General features: G+C 59.3%; 14 protein-coding genes and 2 pseudogenes. 10 read left to right on the top strand and 6 right to left on the bottom strand.

Annotation, left to right across the window (positions count from 1 at the left end; all coding sequences use genetic code 11):
- A complete protein-coding gene (locus tag EOB59_RS15055) occupies nt 1–738 on the top strand; it encodes a hypothetical protein (RefSeq protein ID WP_127270107.1) in 738 nt (245 codons plus the stop codon).
- A gap of 55 nt (nt 739–793) precedes the next feature.
- Here EOB59_RS15055 and EOB59_RS15060 read toward each other — a convergent pair whose 3' ends face one another.
- The gene (locus EOB59_RS15060) at nt 794–1,534 is read right to left on the bottom strand and encodes a polysaccharide deacetylase family protein (protein ID WP_127399265.1); all 741 of its coding nucleotides are present in this window, start codon (nt 1,532–1,534) and stop codon (nt 794–796) included.
- A 133-nt stretch (nt 1,535–1,667) separates the two neighbouring features.
- Nucleotides 1,668–3,734 carry an EAL domain-containing protein gene (locus EOB59_RS15065; RefSeq protein ID WP_127330657.1) on the bottom strand — a complete coding sequence of 689 codons (2,067 nt, stop codon included), beginning with the start codon at nt 3,732–3,734 and terminating at the stop codon, nt 1,668–1,670.
- Nucleotides 3,735–4,065: 331 nt separating this feature from the next.
- Here EOB59_RS15065 and EOB59_RS15070 point away from each other — a divergent pair, with 331 nt between their 5' ends.
- The 7 genes and pseudogenes from EOB59_RS15070 (at nt 4,066) to EOB59_RS15100 (ending at nt 12,743) form a co-directional block, all read left to right on the top strand.
- On the top strand, nt 4,066–5,253 hold the full coding sequence (locus EOB59_RS15070; RefSeq protein WP_128288682.1) for a glycine C-acetyltransferase: 1,188 nt from the start codon (nt 4,066–4,068) through the stop codon (nt 5,251–5,253).
- 52 nt (nt 5,254–5,305) lie between these two features.
- Nucleotides 5,306–6,340, top strand: a complete 1,035-nt coding sequence (gene tdh / locus EOB59_RS15075) for an L-threonine 3-dehydrogenase (protein WP_128288683.1) — start codon at nt 5,306–5,308, stop codon at nt 6,338–6,340.
- Between the two features lie 714 nt (nt 6,341–7,054).
- Nucleotides 7,055–7,223, top strand: a pseudogene (locus EOB59_RS36315) (transposase); the annotation flags it as partial.
- An 812-nt stretch (nt 7,224–8,035) separates the two neighbouring features.
- A complete protein-coding gene (locus EOB59_RS15085) occupies nt 8,036–8,722 on the top strand; it encodes a response regulator transcription factor (RefSeq protein WP_024505585.1) in 687 nt (228 codons plus the stop codon).
- Nucleotides 8,723–8,793: 71 nt separating this feature from the next.
- On the top strand, nt 8,794–10,215 hold the full coding sequence (locus EOB59_RS15090) for a type II and III secretion system protein family protein (protein ID WP_245486636.1): 1,422 nt from the start codon (nt 8,794–8,796) through the stop codon (nt 10,213–10,215).
- 12 nt (nt 10,216–10,227) lie between these two features.
- Nucleotides 10,228–10,788, top strand: coding sequence for a CpaD family pilus assembly lipoprotein (locus tag EOB59_RS15095; protein WP_128288684.1), 561 nt, complete (start codon nt 10,228–10,230; stop codon nt 10,786–10,788).
- Nucleotides 10,789–10,871: 83 nt separating this feature from the next.
- Nucleotides 10,872–12,743: an acyltransferase family protein gene (locus tag EOB59_RS15100; protein WP_128288685.1), complete on the top strand. Its 1,872-nt coding sequence runs from the start codon at nt 10,872–10,874 to the stop codon at nt 12,741–12,743.
- 483 nt (nt 12,744–13,226) lie between these two features.
- Here EOB59_RS15100 and EOB59_RS15105 read toward each other — a convergent pair whose 3' ends face one another.
- Nucleotides 13,227–14,366: a porin gene (locus EOB59_RS15105; RefSeq protein ID WP_128288686.1), complete on the bottom strand. Its 1,140-nt coding sequence runs from the start codon at nt 14,364–14,366 to the stop codon at nt 13,227–13,229.
- A 681-nt stretch (nt 14,367–15,047) separates the two neighbouring features.
- On the opposite strand from EOB59_RS15105, the gene EOB59_RS15110 reads away from it, so the two are divergent.
- Together EOB59_RS15110 and hemN are read left to right on the top strand one after the other, a co-directional pair.
- Nucleotides 15,048–15,404 (top strand): hypothetical protein, encoded by a 357-nt coding sequence (locus EOB59_RS15110; protein ID WP_024505577.1) that lies wholly within the window; start codon nt 15,048–15,050, stop codon nt 15,402–15,404.
- A 467-nt stretch (nt 15,405–15,871) separates the two neighbouring features.
- A pseudogene (gene hemN / locus EOB59_RS15115) lies at nt 15,872–17,197 on the top strand (oxygen-independent coproporphyrinogen III oxidase).
- 234 nt (nt 17,198–17,431) lie between these two features.
- Here the strand turns inward: hemN and EOB59_RS15120 are convergent.
- The 3 genes from EOB59_RS15120 to EOB59_RS15130 form a co-directional block, all read right to left on the bottom strand.
- The gene (locus EOB59_RS15120) at nt 17,432–19,075 is read right to left on the bottom strand and encodes an MFS transporter (RefSeq protein ID WP_024505576.1); all 1,644 of its coding nucleotides are present in this window, start codon (nt 19,073–19,075) and stop codon (nt 17,432–17,434) included.
- A gap of 173 nt (nt 19,076–19,248) precedes the next feature.
- Complete coding sequence (locus tag EOB59_RS15125; RefSeq protein ID WP_024505575.1) at nt 19,249–20,232, bottom strand: beta-ketoacyl-ACP synthase III; 984 nt, start codon at nt 20,230–20,232, stop codon at nt 19,249–19,251.
- The coding region (locus tag EOB59_RS15130; RefSeq protein WP_128288687.1) for an aminotransferase class III-fold pyridoxal phosphate-dependent enzyme at nt 20,229–21,029 on the bottom strand (801 nt) is incomplete at its 5' end. The genes EOB59_RS15130 and EOB59_RS15125, both read right to left, overlap by 4 nt.

The following is a 21,029-nucleotide window of genomic DNA, read 5'->3' on the forward strand; positions in this document are numbered from 1 at the left end:
TTGACCAAGAAAGATCCGTTCGTTCCGCGCCAGACCAATACGGCGCTCTACATGCAGCTATACGAGAATGGATATTCGGTTGCCGATATCGCCCGGGTGCAAAAGGCGTATCGTGTGTGTTGCGCGATGTTCAACGGCCGCTACCGCAAGACAGGACGGCCGTTCATCTGCCATGCGGTGGGGGCTGCGTCATCGGCCGCGCATTTCGATAAAAGCGTCGATCTTGTCTTGGCCGCGATGTTTCACGCTGCCTACGACAGCGGCCACTATCCGGACGGAAAGTCCAGCAGGCGCACCGATGCACACCGCAGATGGCTGGAGCAAACAATCGGTCCCCGGGTTGAAGGTCTTGTCGCCCGCCTGGTCGGACTGAAATTCGATACCGGAGACCCCGAGCGCCTTGTGGATGCCGGTGTGCCGGCCGGCGACGAGGACATCTTGTTCCTAGTGCTTGCCCATGAGGTGGATGACCTGGCGGACGGAGGATTGGCGTTTGCGCCCAAATACGGTCAGTCCATACGATCGAGGGTTGCTGCCTGTGCCACTCTGGCGAGGTATCTGGGCCGCGAAAATCTTGCCGTCACCATCGAAGGTTACGGTGCCCGCTACGAGACGATGGCGTGGGCTGCTCCCCTCCAGGAGACGAAGCTGATTGGCTTTCAGATTACGCCAAATTTACGCACATACATCAAATTGCGTCGCCACAAGTTACGCGGCGAATCAGTCGAGGTGCTTTGACACCTTGCTGATCCCGCGATGCGCAATCCGCTGAGAACTGGCCGTCCTTGCCGGCTCAGTCGTCATAGCCCTGGATTGCCCCAAAGCTGTAACGGCGCAGCTTCAGCGCGGTGATCAAATTGGTCAGCTTCGTCTTGCCGTCGAAACCGTTCTGGAACATTTCGTCATGCATCAGCAGGATCAGCTTGCCGGGCTTGACGAAGCGGCCATAGCCGAACAGGTGATCGATCTCGCTGACCAGATGATCGACGCTCTGCACCGGCTCGCCGTTGTCCTTGTGCACCCATTCATGGTCCCAGCCGTAGAGATAGAAGCCTGAGGCCGCGACAAACTCGTAGTCGGGCTCTTCACGCCCCTCCTGGGCGAGCCCAAGCGAGGTGTCGTTTTTCGACATGGAGGGCAGCCTGAACACGTCGCGCCCCGGTAGCCTTGCATGCACCACGGGCTTCAACCCGAGCACCGCGTTTGCCCTTACCATGTCGGCGACGACACCTTCGGTGTCGCCGTAGAAATGCCGGTAGTGATTGTAGGCATGGCTGTAGCTGTGGTTGCCGAGCGTCACCAGAGGAAGCTGCCTGGCGCGCTGGACGAGCGCTCTGTTGGCGGCGCTAGCCTGTGCGTGCATGCCGACCATGAATAGGGTTGCAGGAACCTGCTCGGCTTCCAGCACATCGAGGATGTTGCTTGTGCCGTTCAGCGGCCCATCGTCGAAGGTAAGATATATTATGCGATCGGCCCCTTGGGCGGGAACCGCAAAAATCAAAACCGCCGCCAGCACAAACCGAAACGGTGTCATCAGCCCCGATATCCGGTTGCGATCACGACAAGGCCGCCATGTCCACAACGGCTTGTCAAGGCGAGCCGGTGCATGTCGCCCAAAAGTGCGCAGCGGTTTTGGGATAACGACATGCGCAAACAAAAAGGCAAACCTATGCCAGGCTTCCTTGCAGCACCGTCAGCTTGGCCTTCTTGGGCATGCGGGCGGTCAGCCATTCCAGCGCCTTGTCGTGCGGCATCGGGAAGGCGATGGAGTAGCCCTGCACCTGGTCGCAGCCGATCGCCATCAGCGAATTGAGCTCGGCCTCGGTTTCGGCGCCCTCTGCGACGATCGAGATGCCAAGGCCACGCGCCAGCTCGGTGATGGCGCGGACGATCTTCGAGTTGTCGCCATTCTCATGGATGTTCTGGACGAAGCGGCGATCGATCTTCAGCCGGTCGATCTCGTTCGGGTTGACATGGCTGAGCGAAGCATAGCCGGTGCCGAAATCATCGAGTTCGAGATGGACGCCGGCTGCCCGGATGTGCCGCAGCTTGGCCGCGATACCCGTCTTTTCGTCATCGAGGATGACGGATTCGACGATTTCCAGCGACAGTTTCTGCGGCGGCAGCCCGGCCTTTTCCAGCGTCTCGAACAAGAACGCATCGAAATCGTGTTCGCGCAGCTCGGTGCCGGAAACATTGACGGCAAGCCGTCCGAAGGCAATGCCGGCGCGATTCCATTCGGCCGCCTCGTTGATCGCCTTGGTGATGACGATGCGGCCGATCTCGGGCATGAAGCCGCATTTCTCGGCGACCGGAATGAACTCGCCGGGCGGGATCATGCCGCGCTCCGCATGGTTCCAGCGCACCAGCGCCTCGATGCCGCTGATCGTGCCGTGGGTCAGTGAGACCTGCGGCTGGAAATAGACCTGGAACGCCCGCTCGGCGATGGCAACCTTGATGTCGTGCTCGAGCTGCTTGCGATAGTCGAGTTCGCGGCGCAGCTCCTCGGAAAAGAAGGAGAAGTTGCCTCCGCCAAGCTTCTTGGCGGAGTAAAGCGCAAGATCGGCGTGGACCAGCAAATCCCCGGCATTGTCGGCGTCGATCGGATAGACCGCGATGCCGGCGCTGGCGCCTGGGAGAATGGTCGTGCCCTGGAAGACGATCGGCTCGTTGATATGTGCCAGGATGCGTCGCGCCAGCATATTGATGTCTTCGGTGCCGCCGGCGCCGCCGAGGATCATGACGAACTCGTCGCCGCCCAGGCGCACGCACAGATCCGACGCCCGGCAGGAGTCGCGCATGCGCTGTGCCGTGACGACCAGCACATAGTCGCCGGCGGCGTGGCCGAGCGTATCGTTGATCTGCTTGAATCGGTCGAGATCGAGCTGGACGACGGCAAGGCGTTCGCGACGCCGGTGCGTGCCCTTGATCAGCGTGTCGAAATGATCGGTCAGGAACGTGCGGTTGTGCAGGCCGGTAAGGCCGTCATGCACCGCGATGAAGGCCATGGAATTGCGCGCGTCGATCAGTTCATGCGTCTTGCGCAGGATGGCGTTCGACATCGGCCTGAAGATGAAGAGCGCCACCAGTATGATGACGCCGATTGTGGCATAGAACAGCGTGCGGTGGAGAGCGAGCAGCTTCTCGGAGCGGTCGTCGGCGTCGGCAGTGATGCGCTGGCCAAGCGCGGCGTAGCCCGACAAGGTCGCATTGGCGACGGAGGCGTCGAGATTGACGCGTTCGTCACCGCCTTTGTAACCGCCATTGCCGCTGAATTGCGATTCATAGGCCGAGATCAGGCGGTCGCCATTGGCGATCAGCCCGACCGAGAAATAGTCGAGGTGGAAGGGCTTGGCGAAAAGGACGCTTTCGATCGACTTCGGGTCAAGCTTGGCCGGCGATTGCGGATCGGCTCCCGTCTGATCGAGCAGCAGGTCGTAGTTCGTCTCGAACTCCGCCGTTGCCTGCTTGAGCGCGCTGACCAGCGCCGGTTGCTTGTCGCGTGAGCCGGCGCCCGTTGCACCGGCAAGGAAGACGATGCGCTGCGACAGCGTCTTTTGTGTGCTGACGATGTCGAGCAAGGTGTGATTGTGCTGTTGGGTGGCCATCATCTGCTGCAGCAGGATGAAGGAGGCGATCACCATGGCCGCAATGATCAGCAGGGCCAGCCAATAGCCGGCCTTGATCAGCAGTATGAGCTTGCCTGAAACGGTTTGCACCGGCTGCTGCGACATTTTCGGGGGCGGCCCTCTCGCCTACGGATTCTTGCCTAAAGATTCTTGTATGAGCACCATTGAACTGCAAACGTTAACAGGACCGGAAATCGACGGCTGCCCGGCGAGGGGCGGCTGTCGAAAGATCGCGAAATGGTTATCGGCTCGTTTAGCGCCGTACCGGCATTTGAGCGGTCATCGGCCAGAACCCTTGTCGCGGCGTCGTTTCCGCCGCCGCATGATGATCGACATCGGGGCGGCATCGTGCTGCTTGCCACCGATCCGGTCGTTTTTGCGATGGATTTTTCACGCGGACGAGACGACAGTCAGCCCACATCAAACGAGGCCGACCATGACCGCAGCATTCCTCTCCCACATCGACAGCGAGCTCGCGGGGCTCAAATCGGCAGGCCTCTACAAGTCGGAGCGGGTGATCACTTCAACGCAGTCGGCCGAGATCGAGGTTGGCGGCGACAAGGTGCTGAATTTCTGTGCCAACAACTATCTCGGCCTCGCCGATAGCGCCGATTTGCGCAATGCTGCCAAGCAGGCGCTCGACCGCTATGGCTACGGCATGGCATCGGTGCGCTTTATCTGCGGCACCCAGGAAGAGCACAAGCAGCTCGAATCCACGATCTCCTCTTTCCTCGGCATGGAAGACACTATCCTCTACGGCTCCTGTTTCGATGCCAATGGCGGCCTGTTCGAGACGCTGCTGGGCGAGGAAGACGCCATTATCTCGGATGCCTTGAATCATGCCTCGATCATCGATGGCGTGCGGCTGTCGAAGACCAAACGTTTCCGCTACGCCAACAACGACATGGCCGATCTCGAGGCGCGCCTGAAGGAAGCCCGGGACTGCCGCTTCCGGTTGATTGCCACCGACGGCGTGTTTTCGATGGATGGCATCATCGCCAATCTCAGGGGTGTCTGCGACCTCGCCGAGAAATACGACGCCATGGTGATGGTCGACGACAGTCATGCCGTCGGCTTCGTCGGCCGGAATGGCCGCGGCTCGGCCGAACATTGCGGCGTCGAGGGCAGGGTCGACATCATCACCGGCACGCTCGGCAAGGCGCTTGGCGGGGCCTCCGGTGGCTACACCTCGGGCAAAGGCCAGATGGTCGACTGGCTGCGCCAGCGCTCACGGCCGTATCTCTTCTCCAACACGCTGATGCCGGCGATCGCCGGCGCTTCGATCAAGGTGTTCGAACTGATCAAGGACGGCGATGGGCTGCGCGACAAACTCTACGACAATGCAGCGCGCTTCCGGTCGCAGATGGGCAAGCTCGGCTTCACGCTGGCCGGAGCCGATCATCCGATCATACCGGTGATGCTGGGTGATGCCAGCCTGGCGCAGGAGATGGCGGCGCGCATGCTGAAGCGCGGCATTTATGTCATCGGCTTTTCCTTCCCGGTGGTGCCGAAAGGCCAGGCGCGCATCCGCACGCAGATGTCGGCGGCGCATTCCAGCGCGGATATCGATCGGGCAGTGGAAGCGTTTGCCGCCGTCGGGCGCGAACTCGGGGTCATTTCCTGAAAGGCTGGAATCGAAAAGCGATTCCGGATCAAGAGATTCAAGGGACAAAAGCATGTCGAACATGATGAAGGCGCTGGTGAAGGCCAAGGCCGAACCAGGCATCTGGATGGAAGAGGTGCCGGTGCCGGAGATCGGCCCCAACGACGTGCTGATCAAGATCAAGAAGACGGCGATCTGCGGCACCGACGTGCACATCTACAATTGGGACCAGTGGGCGCAGAAGACGGTGCCGGTGCCGATGGTGACGGGCCATGAATTCGTCGGCACCGTTGCCGATTTCGGCGCAGCGGTCACCGAATACAAGGTCGGCCAGCGTGTATCGGGCGAAGGCCACATCGTCTGCGGCCATTGCCGCAACTGTCGCGCCGGGCGAGGGCATCTGTGCCGCAACACGCTCGGCGTCGGCGTCAACCGTCCTGGCGCCTTCGGCGAGTATCTGGCGATTCCGCAGCACAATGTCGTGCCGATCCCCGATGATGTGCCCGACGAGATCGCCGCGATCTCCGATCCGCTGGGCAATGCCGTTCACACCGCATTGTCATTTGATCTGGTCGGCGAGGATGTGCTGGTCACCGGCGCCGGGCCGATCGGCATCATGGGCGCGCTCGTCGCGCAATGCGTCGGCGCGCGCAAAGTGGTGATCACCGACATCAACCCGGTGCGGCTGGCGCTAGCCAAGAAACTCGGCGTCCAGCATGTCGTTGACGCCTCGAAGGAAAAGCTGCGCGACGTCATGCCGGTGCTCGGCATGACCGAGGGGTTCGACGTCGGGCTCGAAATGTCGGGCGCCGCCCCCGCTTTCCGCGACATGATCGACACCATGAACAATGGCGGCAAGATCGCCATTCTGGGCATCGCGCCGACCGGCTTCGAGATCGACTGGAACAAGGTCATCTTCAAGATGCTGCATCTCAAAGGCATCTACGGCCGCGAGATGTTCGAAACCTGGTACAAGATGATCGCGCTTGTGCAGGGTCCGCTGGATGTCTCCGGCCTGATCACCCACCGCATCGGCATCGACGATTTTCAGATCGGTTTCGATGCGATGAAGAGCGGCAGTTCCGGCAAGGTGGTGATGGACTGGTAGGGATTGCCTTGGCCGCTATTCAGGAAAAGCTGACGACAGCACCTCTGGTCCGCCGGACATTTTCCAACTAGGGGAACATGGCTGGGTGGAGAGCTATGGCTACGCTACGTGCGCTCGCTAATCATACACGGCGACGTATCGCGGCCCACCCGGTGACGGTCGATGGGGCAATTCGCTTCAGTCGATGACGGAAACCCGGTGAACCGATGCTGAGGCCCCGACGCGATCGTCTATTTCCTATGATCTGCGATTGAGGTCGAGGTGTTGCCGCTTTCAGCGGGTAAGATGCGATAGACGACTTCCGGTACCCTTCCGGTCAGCGAAAAGGAAGGCAACGAGCCGCATTGCCTCAAGCAAAATGTTACCAATAGTGTCCTGTTCCAAAGGGGATGGACAGGTCGTGCCATTCCGGTTCGGGGGAAGGATGGCGCGGCTCAGCATGGCGACACGGTGAAGCGGCGATCGTGGAGCTTTATTGCGGCGTTGACAAGCGGCGCATTCTGGATGAGTTCGAGGCGGTAACCGGCTATTATTCGCAAGCGCGCGATCCGTCTTATGAACCGTCGTGAGCAGAGGCCGTCTGCGGGCAAGAGCCGCAGCCGCTGTTACGGCAGCGATGTCCGCGACGCGCTCATCGTGTTGTGGGAGGATTCGGAGCGGCTGGGTCCGCATCGACGCTCGCGGCGGCCAGCGCCGCCGGGCAGGAATGAGTTCGCAGTTCGCCGCTCGGTGCCAGCCCGCACCTTCGGCGATTGGAAAGATCCGCCGCCCGGCTTTGTTGAGCGCATTCGGGCACGTCTTCGTCAGGGAGCTTCGTGCAGACGATGGTGCTGACCGGATTGCCGCCGGCTGGACCGATTGCATTCCGCTCCGCACGCGCGACAGCGGCAATGTGATCATGGCGATCAAGCAGGCCCGCTCCCGGTTTCGCTGACCCTGTGCTGCTGTTTGCCGGCATCCGCCCGCACAGGAAGAGCTTGTAAAAGCGGTCGGTGCGGAAATCGAGGAGCCGTTGGTCGTCGATCTTCAGCCTGAACGCGGTCGTTTGCTGGTGCCGCAAATCGGCTGTTGCATGTACATCCCTGTCAGACGTCAGTTTTCCTCGCCTATTTTGGTGTCGAGCGCGAAGTGCTCCAACCAGATTGCAAGGCTTTTTGGAAATGAGAGCGGCTTTGCGCAGGGCGCTCCGTTGTTGAGCATTCAAGCTACCAAGCCAATGACGCGCAGGTTCCACCAGGCTCGCCAGCCTTGAAGGACAGCGAAAAAAGCAGAGCACGACAGACACAACAGTGCATCAGGACGCCGCAGTCGTTGAAGATGGTGCGCTGCATCCATACCGTGGATGCATTCGATCCAAATAATCGATTTGTTCAATCAGTTTCTCGAAAGCTAACCCTACCCTCTGTGGGAATCGGGCTCTGAGCCGCGACGCTGCCTTGCGAGCGCAGGGGCTGCACGTAGGAGAGATGATGCAACGAGAAATCGCACGCGGGTTGCTGGCCTCGTGGGTTCGCCGACCGGCGTATTTGAGCCCGTCAGTTGGTCCTCACCCGCGCCTATTGCCACCGAGCGACTTGCATGTCCCTCCGACTCGGACCAGTTCCGAGAGCTGCGACGAGTTGCGCGCCGTGTGCTCCGATCAGATGGCCGCCGGTGACGCGTTCGATGGGCCGTCCCTCTTCGAGAGGAGATGAAATGCGAACGCTGCTCGTGGATCATCATGCGGATCTTGCGCGCGCCATGCGACTTGCGCTCGGGGATGGCGGCTTCGTCGTCGATGTCGTTGGTACTCTGGAACTGGCTTCGAGTGCATTTTCTTGCGCCAGCTATGAAATTCTCCTGCTGGAATTGGCTCTGCCAGATGGCGATGGCTTGGGTTGGCTGAGGCAGTTGAGGACCCACGGGCATTCAGTTCCTGCCGTCATTATGAGCAGCCTTAACGATCTCGATAAGCGAATTGCGATCTTCAACGGTGGTGCGGACGACTTTCTGCTCAAACCCATCTCTACCGATGAGCTTATTGCCAGAATGAGAGCCATTCTGCGCCGGGCGACACAGATGACCGACCTGAGGCTCGTATTTGGCAATCTCGACTTTGATCCGGTCGCCCGCCAGGTTTTCGTTGATGGACACCCAATGATGATCGCACGTCGCGAACTCTGTATTCTAGAGCACCTGCTTAACCGGGCAGGCCGCATCGTGCCCCGTGCGCAATTGGAAGATCACCTCTATTCATTCAACGACGACGTGTCTGCCAACGCGCTTGAAGTCGGAATTTATCGTTTACGGGGACATCTGACCAGATCAGGTGCAACGCCACGGATCAAGACCATCCGAGGCATTGGTTACATCCTAGAATTGACTGACGCCTCGTCCGCATAGTTTGTCGAATCGAAAGAAGATCTATTTTGCTGATCCTTCAACATCCTTGCCCTGCGCTCAATTGGCGGGCGATCGCCAACAAGGTTACAAGACCTGCAGTGCCCCGTTACCTGGGCCATCTCCTCTGCGCGCTTATTGTGACTTTCCCACTTAGTGTCGCGGCGCAAAACAAGCAGGACAAAGGCCCGCCGCATGCGGCTTCGAATAGCATCAACGCCACGCTGACCCTTTCCTCTTCGCTCGGGGAGACCGTTCATCTGCCCGCGCCAGCCACGACCATCTTTGTTGCTGACCCCACGATCGCGGATTTTCAGGCGCCATCGAGCAAAACAATCTTCGTCTTTGGCAAGAAATCGGGGCGGACCAGCCTATTCGCCTTGGATGGCAATGGCGAGCCTCTCGCCGAATTGCGTATCGTTGTCACGCAACCGATCGGGGATTTACGCGCCATGTTGCGGGAGCAGGTCGGCGACTATCCCATCCGCGTCAACTATACGCCGCGCGGCGCAATCCTTAGCGGGACGGCGCCCGACGCAGAGGTCGCCGACACCGCAAAAAGAGTCACTGAGCAATATCTGGGCGACGGAGCGCAAGTCGTCAACAACATCAAGGTCGCTGGATCCCTGCAAGTTAACCTCAGCGTGCGCGTAGCCGAAGTCTCACGCAGCGCCATGAAGTCACTCGGCGTCAACTTGTCCGCCTTCGGTCAAATCGGCAATTTCAAAGTGGGCGTTCTAAGCGGAAGCGCTGCAAGCGCTGGGTCTGGTTCAACCCAGGGTGGCGGTACAGCAGAAATCGGATTCGACAACGGTGCCGTCAACGTCAGCGCGGTTCTCGACGCGCTCGCCAAGGAGCATATAGCTTCCGTCCTGGCTGAGCCGAACCTCACCGCTATGTCGGGTGAAAAGGCCAGCTTTCTCGCGGGCGGCGAATTTCCCATTCCTGTCCTGCAGGAAAACAGGCAGGTATCGGTTGAATTCCGTCACTTCGGCGTCAGTCTGGAATTTGTGCCGACAGTTCTCAGCAACAATCAAATCAACATTCACGTAACGCCCGAAGTCAGTGAACTGTCGACGCAAGGTGCCGTGCAAATCAACGGAATTTCCGTGCCGGCAGTTTCCACCCGCCGAGCCGATACGGTCGTCGAACTCGCCAGCGGCCAGAGCTTCGCAATCGGCGGTCTAATCAGGCGGAACGTCAACAATGATGTCAGGGCCTTTCCCTGGCTCGGAGAACTGCCGATCCTGGGACCGCTTTTTCGCTCGACCTCGTTTCAAAAAGAGGAGTCAGAACTGGTCATTCTAGTTACGCCTTACATTGTAAGACCAGGCTCCAACCCAAACCAGATGAGCGCACCGACCGAGCGGGCGGCACCGGCTTTGAACGGAGGGGGCGCTCCGACGAATTCCGTGACAAGTCCCCCGCGAGACCGCGCTGCTATCCGTGCGGGCGCGCCAAGCGCCCAGGGCGGTCTCGGCTTCATCATCGAATAGTGTCATCCAAAGATGTTGCGTTTTATAATCCTCTTTGTCGCTCTGGCACCAAGCGTAAGTGGCTGCACAAGCACTACGCCAGTTGATGTCGAACCATCGGCACCAATGCTTGTCCGAGAGGAGACCACCGTCCTGACGTTGCAAAGCCTGCGCGCTTCCGAACGGCAGCGTTTGCGTGTTTTCCTAGACAAGGCCAGTCGCGGCCGGTTCGATGCCATCCACCTCCTCATCAGCGGTTCGCCCCAGCTCAGCGCAGGGGTAGCCCATCAGGCCAGGCAGTTGGCAATCGAAGAAGACAACATTCAATTGCGCGATCAACACGACGCCGGCTCAGTGCGAATTGAGGCGATTGTCTATCACGCCCGTCCGCCGGTCTGTCCCTCATATGGTGCCTTACCCAATGAAGAATCCTTCAAACAGCCGCTTGGTTGTTCGACAGGATATAACCTGGCCGTGATGGTCAACGATCCGCGCGATCTGCTCGACAATCAGGCCGTCAAGGCCGGCGATGGCGATCGTGCTTCTGTACCAGTTGCAACTTACAGAACATTCGGGACGGATAAAGGTGGCTGATACCGCCCTTATCTCGGCAGCACTCCTACCGGAGATTGAAAGCTTCCAATCGCGTCCTGATCTAAAATAAAAGGAACCGCTGGATGCAATATAGGCGCTATATCGAGGGCCTTAGGGCCGTTGCTGTACTTCCGGTCGTACTCTCTCATTTCGGAATTTCGGCGATCCCGGGTGGCTTTAGCGGGGTCGATATCTTCTTCGTCATCTCCGGCTACCTAACCAGCGGAAGCCTCCTGGATGACCTTGAACGCGGCCAATTTTCCATCGTCAACTTCTACTGGCGCCGTGCCCGGCGCATTCTGCCGGCGCTCGTCTTTGTGATGCTTCTCACCTGCATTGCGGCATTGTTCATTCTTCTGCCACCGGATCTGCGCGGATTCAGTCTTAGCATCATAGCTACCTCGACCTTCTGGTCGAACGTTTTCTTCTGGAAAACGTCAAGTTACTTCTCTATCGATGCCGCGCTTCTACCACTGTTGCACACCTGGCCGCTTTCCGTAGCGGAGCAGTACTACATCTTCGCACCAATCCTGATGTTCCTAATCTATCGCTACATCGGGAAGCGCTGGCTGACGACACTTCTTCCGATAATTCTCTGCAGCTTCGTAGTGGCGGTGATGGCGACATCGCTGGCACCCACCGCCGGATTCTATCTGCTGCCGACCCGAATCTGGGAACTCATGTTGGGCGCCCTGCTCATGCTCAAATGCCCCTCGCCGCTGGGCAACCGATTCCTGATGGAGTCGGTGGGGGTGGCCGGATTTGGCCTTCTCGCCATCGGGTTCTTCGCGATTTCGGCGAGTGATCCGTTCCCAGGCTACAACGCCTTGTATCCATGCATCGGAACGGCCCTTCTGATCTATGTTGGCCAAAATACCCCCTCGACGGTCGCAACCCGCATGCTCGAAGTCCGGCCGCTGGTCTGGATTGGGCTCATCTCGTATTCGTTGTATCTTGTTCACTGGCCTCTCGATGCGTTCGCGCACTATCTTTCGTTCCAAAAACTCGATCCGTTGATGACCGGTGCGATGTTGGTGGCAAGCCTCGCATTGGCTGCATTCTCCTGGAAGTTTGTAGAGCAGCCGTTTCGACAGAAGAGGGCCTTCACCTCCCCGGGGCCTATCTTCGCCTTTTCAGCGCTCGCGATCGTTGTCCTTTGTGCCGGCGGAGCGGCGGGGGCGCTCGGCAACGGCTTTCCGCAACGGTTTCCGGACTATGTCCAGCGGCGCATTTCCGTCGGGGACTGGAGGAATGGCATCTGTTTCAACGAGGGCACCAGCCGGATCGAAAGCTGGAATATGGAGGATTGCACGCGCACCAGCGGTTTTCCAACAACGGTTTTTTTGTGGGGCGACTCCTTCGCCGCGCACTATGTTTCCGGCTTGGGTGCTAACATAAATCGATTGCAGGCGAACATCGTTGAATATACGTACGCCAGCTGCGCGCCGATACTCTATTACTACCCTTACGATCGTCTTGATTGTGTCCGGTTCAATCGCAAGGCCTTGGACGTCATCTTGGAAGCGGACATCAAGACGGTTATCCTCAGCGGTAGATGGAGTGACTATGAGGTCAGAGGTTTCGACGGTCTTCAGCAAACAATCGCTACGCTTCGTGCCCTGGGCGTGCGCGTGTTTGTCATCGGCCAGTCTCCGCAGTTCCCAACTGACGTCCGGAAAATTGCGTTCTTCGCCAAGCGCCAAAATCTGGACGATACGTCCTGGCCGATCGCGATGGACCCCGACATCAACGAACGTGTGCGCTCATTTACCAAAGGCGCCACATTCATCGATCCGCTGAAATTCCTGTGCAGCGCAGGACGCTGCGCCTATTCCGATAGAGGAGAGTTTATATATTTCGACTATGGTCATTTCTCTTCAGCCGGCGCCACACTGGCAATCTCGAAATACTGGCCGGCTTTTGGCAAGGACAATGCTCTTCCTAAGACGAAGTAGCGGCTCAGCGGCTGACAAGCACCAGTGCGGGTCCCTGTGATAGCTCCTGCTTCCGCAGCAGCCGCGACGATGGAGCTGTTCAGGTTTAAGGCCACCCGATAGTGACCTAGGATGGGTGCTGCCACGCGGCTCGGACTCAGCGTGCATTATCACGTAAATGTTGAGAGAATGAATGGCGCCGCGAAGGGCAATTCCAGCCGTCCAAAGCGACAGGCGTGTCGCGGCCTCGACATTGCAGTGGCGCTTACCTAACACGGCCTCACACTGCCCTCTAAACGGCCCCGAATTTGAACTGACGGCCCCTGGCCGGTTCATCGGGCAGGTCAAGGGCTAGGCTGTAGTACACAGGGCTCATCCCTTTCAGTTTCAAGTTGGTACGATGGGCCGTGGACGGTTGATGCAGACTTCAAGATGGCGAAAGAAGCTCTCCATGCGTGCGTTGTCGAGGCAAGTGCCTTTGCCATGCTCGCGACTGGAGAGATTTCAAAATGAGCCTTGTAAGCGGAGAATGCCGCCGACGCTGTTCGGCTTGCTCGTGCCCTTGACGGCGGTAGGCTCGGCAGGGCCGAGGCCAGAGTTGCCGTAGTGGTCGTAATCGACCTCGGCTGTGACCGTGAAGCCCGCAACGACCATGTAGGCGACGTTTGCAGCCACACCAGAATCCTTGAGCTGATCACCCGAGACCTGAAGGTTGAACGAAGTTTTCTCGTCAAACTCGTAGGTGGCGCCCGCCCAGAAAGCCCACTGGCCGTTCCAGATTTTGTACGAGCCGCGCCCATGATTGGCAATTGCGCCGTTTGAGTCCTCGTTGAGACTGGCATTGGAACCGTAGCCGAAGAGTCCAAACAGCGACAGCTGGTTTGTGACAGCGACGTCGACGCGGATCTTGCCGGCAAAAGCTTCGTAATTGCTGTCATAAGCCGCGACGCCGGTGATCGAGCCCCAGCCTTGCGTGTATTTCAAGCCGGCGACAACGTGCGGAATATAGCTGTCGATAGTGCCGGCTGAGCCCGATCCTTGTTCGAGCGAAATCACAGTCGAAATGCCGTTGCCGGCGTCGAAGTGGTACTGAGCCACGTTGGTGTCGAAGCCGGCCGACGGAACGAGCATACTATCGAGAACGTCGCCAGCGTAGCTTGCAAACGTATCGAAGGCCGACCCCTCCTTGCCAACTCGCAGGCCTCCCAGCTCGACCCAGGCAGAAGCCAGTGCGAGGCCGCTGTTGAAATCATAGTTCTGAGGACTGTCATGCGAGTTAGCGCTGTTGCCAAAATTCACCTGGGTTTCGGTATAGGTCGTCAACGCGCCGAGCTCGGTCTGCTGGCCGGTCCAAGTTTTGAACGTGAAGCGTGTGCTGTTTCGCCAAGTGCCTTGGTCCTCGCCAGTTCTCACGTCCGAGGTTCTTGCGCTGTCATACGATCGGACGTCACCCAGGCCGATATCGTAACGGACATAGCCGCCGATGCGCAGGCAGGTCTCGGTGTTGGGAATATAGGAATATCCCGAGCCGAGGACGTCGCAGATCTTGATGTACTCGGCCGGTTCCCGCTCGGCGCCAGCTGCTCGACCGACGGAAACGGTCATCAGAGCAGTTAAGCCCAGAAGAGGACTCTTGATGTACATGTCTAGATCTCCATGAAGGAATAAAAAGGATAGAGGCGAAAGAGCAAGCTTTTCCTCTAAATTTTGTGCGTGTTGTCTCCAATATGTGGACGCCAAAGCGCTTGACACGAGAGGTGAGCCAGCGTAAAAGCCACATGTACTTATAATAGTGTTTTTTGCTAGGAGATTCATTATCGTTTACATGTGAAACACTCCGGTCGGACCGCTGCAGCTCTCCGAAATAGAGCAGCAAGCGACATGCCAACCTGAAGCGTAGATGCGGCCGACACCAAAATCGGGCCGACGCGCCTTCGTCTCGCTGGAATCACTTTTTTTGAGGGTCACTGCGAAAAGCAATGTGCGACACGGTTCGCCATGTTCGATATGTGACAGTCTCGTTAACAGCGACGGCTTCCCGTCTGACCGCAACGCAGGCCGCGCCATGCGCTACCGAGAAGGATCACTGCGCGTACGCTCCGCAAGGGCTGCGCCAGGAACAGAGGGCGTGCACGTCCGAGGCGTCGCATGGTGGCCGCAGCACCTTTTCGCCGCTGTAAGTTCGCCGTGCAGGTACATTTCGCGGCCGGAAGCGAGAGGGAGCGCACCCTGAAACGGCTGCCTACGGCTCGCCTCGAGTAATTGGCGATGAACAGCATTCTCGAGAACTTAGTCTCGACGGAAAGAGCAACGAAAGGAAGCCGCTTGGACGAGCACGATCCGAAGGAAGAACCGATCGAGACCATTTTCCGCAACGGCACAATCACTGCCGTGGGTATCCTGCTTGCCTTTTCGCTCGGCTTCCTCACTCATTGGGCCGCGAACCCCTTGCCATGGCAACTCTACGATCTGTTCGCCGTAGTGCCGATCCTGCTCGGCATCGCACTGCAGATGAGAGCGCTGTCCATGCTGCTCGACATGAGTTCCTTGCGGCGCCCCATCTACGAACGCGCCAATCGCATTTTCATGGTCGGCCTCATCCAGACCGCGTGTGGCGTCGGCATGGCCATCTTGGTCGATCTTTTCGGGATATCGGTAGGGGGCACGCTGCCCGGCGCTTGACGACAAGCCACACCGCCGCTCTTCGCTCGAAGCGACGTCAAGCCGGGGAACCTTGTGCACCCCCTAGCGGCGTCCTCCTTTCATCAAATGAGCCGACGTCAGCTTTAGAGCGTCTCGGTGGCTAAAGCCGGTATGGTTTTTCGGCCGGCAGGGAAGGCCGCTGGCTGGACCTGGATGGCGTCTGAACGAGGCTTGACAGGTCCGTTGCGTCGGACATGAATTTCGCATTGCAAAGTTCTTCCGCAGACGCCTCAAGCACACTGCACTGGCGTCACGTACTCAGACGTTGAATGCGGCACCGCACCATCACCTCAGGCGCAACCATGGCACGCGCGCTCCCCGGCGTGGTTGACCCCATCCTGTCCAAACGAGACTGCGACATAAGCGGGACGCACTGACTTAGGTCAGAGACCAGGACGAGCGCGCAACGAAAGAATGATGGATCAGCGACGTGGGATGACAGCTCCTTGCACACCTCAATCCTGACAAAGTACCGGGACCCCCGGCCGCCTTGGTATACCATCTATCCGACTGTGCCAGACTTCTCTGCGGCAGTTGGTGCTGACGATTATGAGGAATGGCTGGGGGGCCTCCCGGCCCACGAATCGGTGTCGCTCTATTTCCACATTCCGTTTTGCCGATCCATGTGCTGGTATTGCGGCTTCCCTACCGCGGTCATCCGTCGCAACGGCCCGATCCTTAATTATTTAGCGGTGCTGCGTCAGGAGATCAGTTTGGTGTCGGAGCAAGTGCGGCAAGGCTGCCGGTGAGCGATGTGCATTTCGGCGCGGAACGCCTCACCTTATCGGGCCAGCCGAGCACTTGGCGCTGATGGAATTTCTACGCCGCCACTTCGCTTTCAGCAAAACTGCTGCGATCGCCGTGGAGATCGATCCCCGAACGTTCACACCGGAAATGGCCGAAGCCCTGGCAGCTAACGGTGTCAACCGCGCGAGCATCGGCGTGCAGAGCTTTGATCCCGATGTGCAAAGGCGATCAATCGGATCCAGAGTAAGGTGCAGACGGCCGCTGCAGTCGAAAATCTCCGCCGGCATGGCGTTGGCCATATCAACTCCGACCTCATCTTCGGTCTATCGAAACAGACTGTGCAGTCCTGCATCCAGACCGCGATGGCTGCGGTCGCCATGCGCCCCAACCGGCTTGCGGTGTTCGGATACGCGCATATTCCTTCCGTGATAAAGGATCAGCGCCTAATCGAGCAGGCAGGTCTACCGGACGGTGATCTTCGCGCCGAACAGGCTGCAGCTGTCGCCGAGACACTGGTTGGCGCTGGCTACCGGGAGATCGGGCTCGATCATTTCGCTCCGCCGGACGACGAACTTGCGCTAGCGCAGAAGACCGGGCGCCTACGGCGTAATTCGCTGGGATACTCGGCCGATACTTGCAAAACCGTGATCGGCTTCGGCGCGTCGGCTATTGGCCGAGTCCGCGAGGGGTATGTTCAGAACGAAGTAACACGGGATTCTTACGCCCGGCACATCGCAAGTGGACGTCTGGCGACATCAAAGGGCCACCGTCTGACCGACGATGACCGGGTGCGCGCAGCGATCATCGAGCGACTGATGTGCGATTTGGAGGCCGACGTGCCGACCATCTGTGCCGCCCACGAAATCGAACCAGCTCGTTTTCTCGATTCAGTTGAGAGTTTGGTGACGCTGGCTGAGGAGGGGATCCTGGACGTCGAAAACGGCTTCATCCGCGTGCGGCCGGAGCACCGCTTTGTTGTTCGCGCCGTTGCTGCTGCATTCGATGCTTTTCTCGCGAATCGATGAGTTGAGGCCACGACGCCGAAAGGCATCAGACCTTGTTTGGCGCTCGTCGGCATGGGCTCTCGCAGAAGACTCCGCAAGCGTATGCAGGGGACTTCCACTTGACGCCGCGTTCACCATCATCTCGCCTGGGTGCGCGCGAAAGCGCACAACCCGGAGCACGCTGCTCTCGGTGTGAGGCTGTGCTCTGCAAAGCACCGGTGATCCACCCTGTCCCTGGACAGCAGCTTGATGGCGTCATCTTGGAGGACGAGAAAAGATTGTCGAGGTACGGGTACGAATTGCCTCGGTCGTCCGTTCAATCGAAAGCACTGTCTGCGGAGGCACCTCTCCTTCATGCAGTGACAGGAGATGCTGGGCGACTTCCTTATCTGCTGCGGTGAGTCGATGATTTAGGCGGAGAAAGTCCATCCAGGTGGGGGTGCGGAATGTCTCCGTCCAAAGTGACGGTGTTTGCAGATTTCGCTGGAGCGTCCAGTTTCGTGCACCGGCACGGCTCTGGACGTGTCGCCGCGTGCGCATGGAGCCCAGAAAGGCCTCGATATTTTCCTCCGATATCAAATACTCGACCTTGGCCACGATAGGGCCACTTCTGGGTTTCAGATCGAGAGCCACGTCCGGCGGATGAAAAACTGAACTTTCTTGGTCGGTTTCTTCCCAGGGACGGACCGGCAACACGATCCCCGCTGCTGCAACCAGCAACAGAGCGCCTGCGGCGCCCTCCAATGCTGAGGTCAAGGAATAATTTTGCGCGACAGAACCCCAGATCCAGCTGCCAGCAGCCATACCGCCTGCGCTCAAGGCGTAGTAAATGGAGAGCGTGCGGCCTACAACCCACCTTGGGCTTGCCAACTGCACCGACACGTCAATGCCCGTCCAGGTGATAAGCCAACCCGCTCCGCCGAGCGCCAGCGAAATGGCCGCCACAGGAACCGACGATGTAAGGGCAAGGGAGAGGCAACAGACTGCACAAGCCACAGAGGCGAAGGCCACCAGCCTGTTTTGAGACGTGACCTTCCTCAAGAAGCCGTTGCCCATGCCCGCGATGAAAGCACCCATGCCGAAGCCGGCCAATAAGATACCGTAGACAATTGGCCCACTCTTCAACTGATCCCGGACCACGAGGGGGAGCAACGCCAGAATGGAGATGCTTGCCAATCCGAAAAGAGCGGCTCGGGCGGTCGCTGCCCTGATCTCCAAAGACATCGCCGTAAAGCGCACTCCGTCATGAATTGCCGTCGTCATTCTCTCACGAGGGAGAGGCGAAGAGCGGACCTCCCATTTGGTGCGCCATATCGCGCTTATGGGCGCCAGATCACTCACCGCAGCCAAGGCGAAAGCGGCCAGCGGCCCAAAGACGGCCAGGATCACGCCCCCCAAGGCCGGACCAACGCTGCGCACAATGTTGTATCCGACGGACATAAGCGTCACTGCGGCCGGAATGTCGCGTTTGTGAAGGATATCGCCGACCGAAGCGTGCCAAGCCGGATCATTCAAGGCAAAGCCGCAGCCGGCCAGGAAACCTAACCCGAGAATCAGCCAAGGACTGACAAATCCCAGACCCACAGAAATCATCAGCGTCGTCGACGCCGATGCTATCAGGCAGTGTCCCGCAAACATCACCCACCGGCGGCTGAAGTTGTCGGCAATGGCTCCGGCGAAAACTGAGAGGAAGAACACCGGCAATGTGGATGCGGCCTGGACGAGTGCCACCATGAGGTCGGACGCTGAAATCGTTGCCATAAGCCAACTGATGGCGACCGTTTGCACTAGCCAACCGAGGCTCGAAATCTGGGTGGCCGCCCAAATTGAGCGAAACACCTTGTTTCGAAATGGGGCGAGCGTCTTTGAAACGGGCGGTTGAGGATTTTCGCTCTGCATGAGGTATTGCTGGCCTTCGATGAGCGCTGCGATTTGAGCAAGCGGGTCGATACTTAGACATCGCGGAGCACCGCACGGAACCCAGCTCTATGGAGCTTGCCGGCGACTATTTACGTATTGAGCCATTCTCATAGTCTCATTCATGAGCAGTCCTGTGCGCAAGCATTGCTTTGCTAAATTCCCACCACAAGCGCGCCGCCGCTGAGACCCGCACCCGCTGCCGCCAAGAGGACTTTCTCGCCAGGCCGAAACGGCTGCGCCCGATGGGCCAGCGACAATGAGAGCGGGATCGTCGCGGCGGAAGAGTTGCCATATTCGGCGATCGTCTTGACGATCGAGTGATCAGCGATGCCGAGGTTCCTGCCGACCGCGTCGAAAATGCGCGCATTGGCCTGATGCGGCACGAAACGATTGAGGTCTTGCGGCCTCAGTCGGGCAGCAGTGAGCGCATCTCTCGAGCAGGCGGTCATCATCTCCACGGCCTTGCTGAATACTTCACGGCCGTCAGTGATCGTCATCCGTGTCTGCGCGAGGTCGAGGTCGGCATGGAACGGAGTGTTGCTTCCCCCGGCGGGAATCTGGATTAGCCCGTAGCGCGAGCCGTCGGAATCCACCGAAGCGCCGAGAATGCCTCGATCCGGGTCATCGCAAGGACTGATCACCATGGCGCCGGCGGCATCGGCAAACAGCACGGCGCTGGCGCGCTCGGCCAAATTGATGCGGTGGCTGAGGATGTTGGCGGCGATGACAAGGCTCGCTTTGCCGTGCAGGCGGGTGAACCCGTCGGCGAACATCAGCGCATAGATGAAGCCGGCGCAGGCGCCGGTCAGGTCGATCGCTCCGGCGCGGCCTAGCCCCAGCCGATGTGCGACCAGCGGCGCGCTTGGCGGCAGAAGGTGATCGGGCGTCGACGTGGCGAGCAAGAGTAGACCGACGTCGCCGCGGTCGATACCGGCATTGGTCAGCGCCATGTCGCCGGCAGAGGCGGCAAGGCCCGACAGCGTGTCTTCGTCTGTTGCCCAGAAGCGCGAGCGAATTCCGGTGCGCCGCTCGATCCAGCCGGGCTCAAGCCCGAGCCGGTCTTCGATTTCCGGGTTCTCGACCTTGCGCGCCGGCGCATGATGGCCGAAGCCGAGAACGCGCGACGATAGGTTCATGGCCGCGAGCCGAAGCGTTCGCCGGCCTCCTCTATCGCGTCATAGAGCCCGCCCAATTCGTCGCTGGTGATGCAATAGGGCGGCAGAAGATAGAGGACATTGCCGAGCGGGCGCACCAACAGGCCGCGCTCAAGGAAAAAAGCGCGCAGTTTTGGCCCGATCTCGGCCAGATAACCGGCTGAGCCGGTGCGTAGGTCGAGTGCCGCGATGGTGCCGGTTGTCCGGCAGTCGGTGAAATATGGATTGCCCCGGAAGCGTTGCAGCCCGGCGGCCTGCCTCGCGCTCAAGACCGCGATCCGCTCGGCCACCGGCTCGTCACGCCAGATCTCGACATTGGCAAGTGCTGCCGCGCAGGCGATCGGATTGGCGGTGTAGGAGCTCGAATGGAAAAACGTCTTCTTGCGATCCTCCGAAAAGTGAGCGTGGAAGATGGCATCGGTGGCGATCGTGGCGGCCAGCGGGATGGTACCACCGGTCAGACCTTTCGACGTGCACAAGATGTCCGGCGAGACGGACGCCTGTTCGCAGGCAAACATGGTTCCGGTGCGCCCCCAGCCGGTCATCACTTCATCGGCGATCAGCAGCGTGCCGGAGGCTTCGGCGATCCTCTTCAATTCGGCAAGAACCCAGGCCGGATACATCAGCATGCCGCCGGCGCCAAGCACCAGCGGCTCGACGATCAGCGCGGCTGCGCGCCGGTCGCGGCTAACGGCCTCGAACCGATCCAGCGTTTCCTGCTCGCGCCCGGCGGCCGGGAAGGGGATGGCGTCGACCTCGAACAGCAAAGGATCATAGGC

This window comes from Mesorhizobium sp. M7A.F.Ca.MR.176.00.0.0, assembly GCF_004023165.1.
Classification (GTDB): domain Bacteria; phylum Pseudomonadota; class Alphaproteobacteria; order Rhizobiales; family Rhizobiaceae; genus Mesorhizobium.

Excerpts from the sequence above, each read along its gene's own strand:
- EOB59_RS15065 (WP_127330657.1), bottom strand. The coding sequence starts at position 3,734 with ATGTCGCAGCAGCCGGTGCAAACCGTTTCAGGCAAGCTCATACTGCTG.
- EOB59_RS15120 (WP_024505576.1), bottom strand. The coding sequence starts at position 19,075 with ATGCAGAGCGAAAATCCTCAACCGCCCGTTTCAAAGACGCTCGCCCCA.
- EOB59_RS15095 (WP_128288684.1), top strand. The coding sequence starts at position 10,228 with ATGTTGCGTTTTATAATCCTCTTTGTCGCTCTGGCACCAAGCGTAAGT.
- EOB59_RS15125 (WP_024505575.1), bottom strand. The coding sequence starts at position 20,232 with ATGAACCTATCGTCGCGCGTTCTCGGCTTCGGCCATCATGCGCCGGCG.
- EOB59_RS15105 (WP_128288686.1), bottom strand. The coding sequence starts at position 14,366 with ATGTACATCAAGAGTCCTCTTCTGGGCTTAACTGCTCTGATGACCGTT.
- EOB59_RS15070 (WP_128288682.1), top strand. The coding sequence starts at position 4,066 with ATGACCGCAGCATTCCTCTCCCACATCGACAGCGAGCTCGCGGGGCTC.
- EOB59_RS15100 (WP_128288685.1), top strand. The coding sequence starts at position 10,872 with ATGCAATATAGGCGCTATATCGAGGGCCTTAGGGCCGTTGCTGTACTT.
- EOB59_RS15085 (WP_024505585.1), top strand. The coding sequence starts at position 8,036 with ATGCGAACGCTGCTCGTGGATCATCATGCGGATCTTGCGCGCGCCATG.
- tdh (WP_128288683.1), top strand. The coding sequence starts at position 5,306 with ATGTCGAACATGATGAAGGCGCTGGTGAAGGCCAAGGCCGAACCAGGC.
- EOB59_RS15060 (WP_127399265.1), bottom strand. The coding sequence starts at position 1,534 with ATGACACCGTTTCGGTTTGTGCTGGCGGCGGTTTTGATTTTTGCGGTT.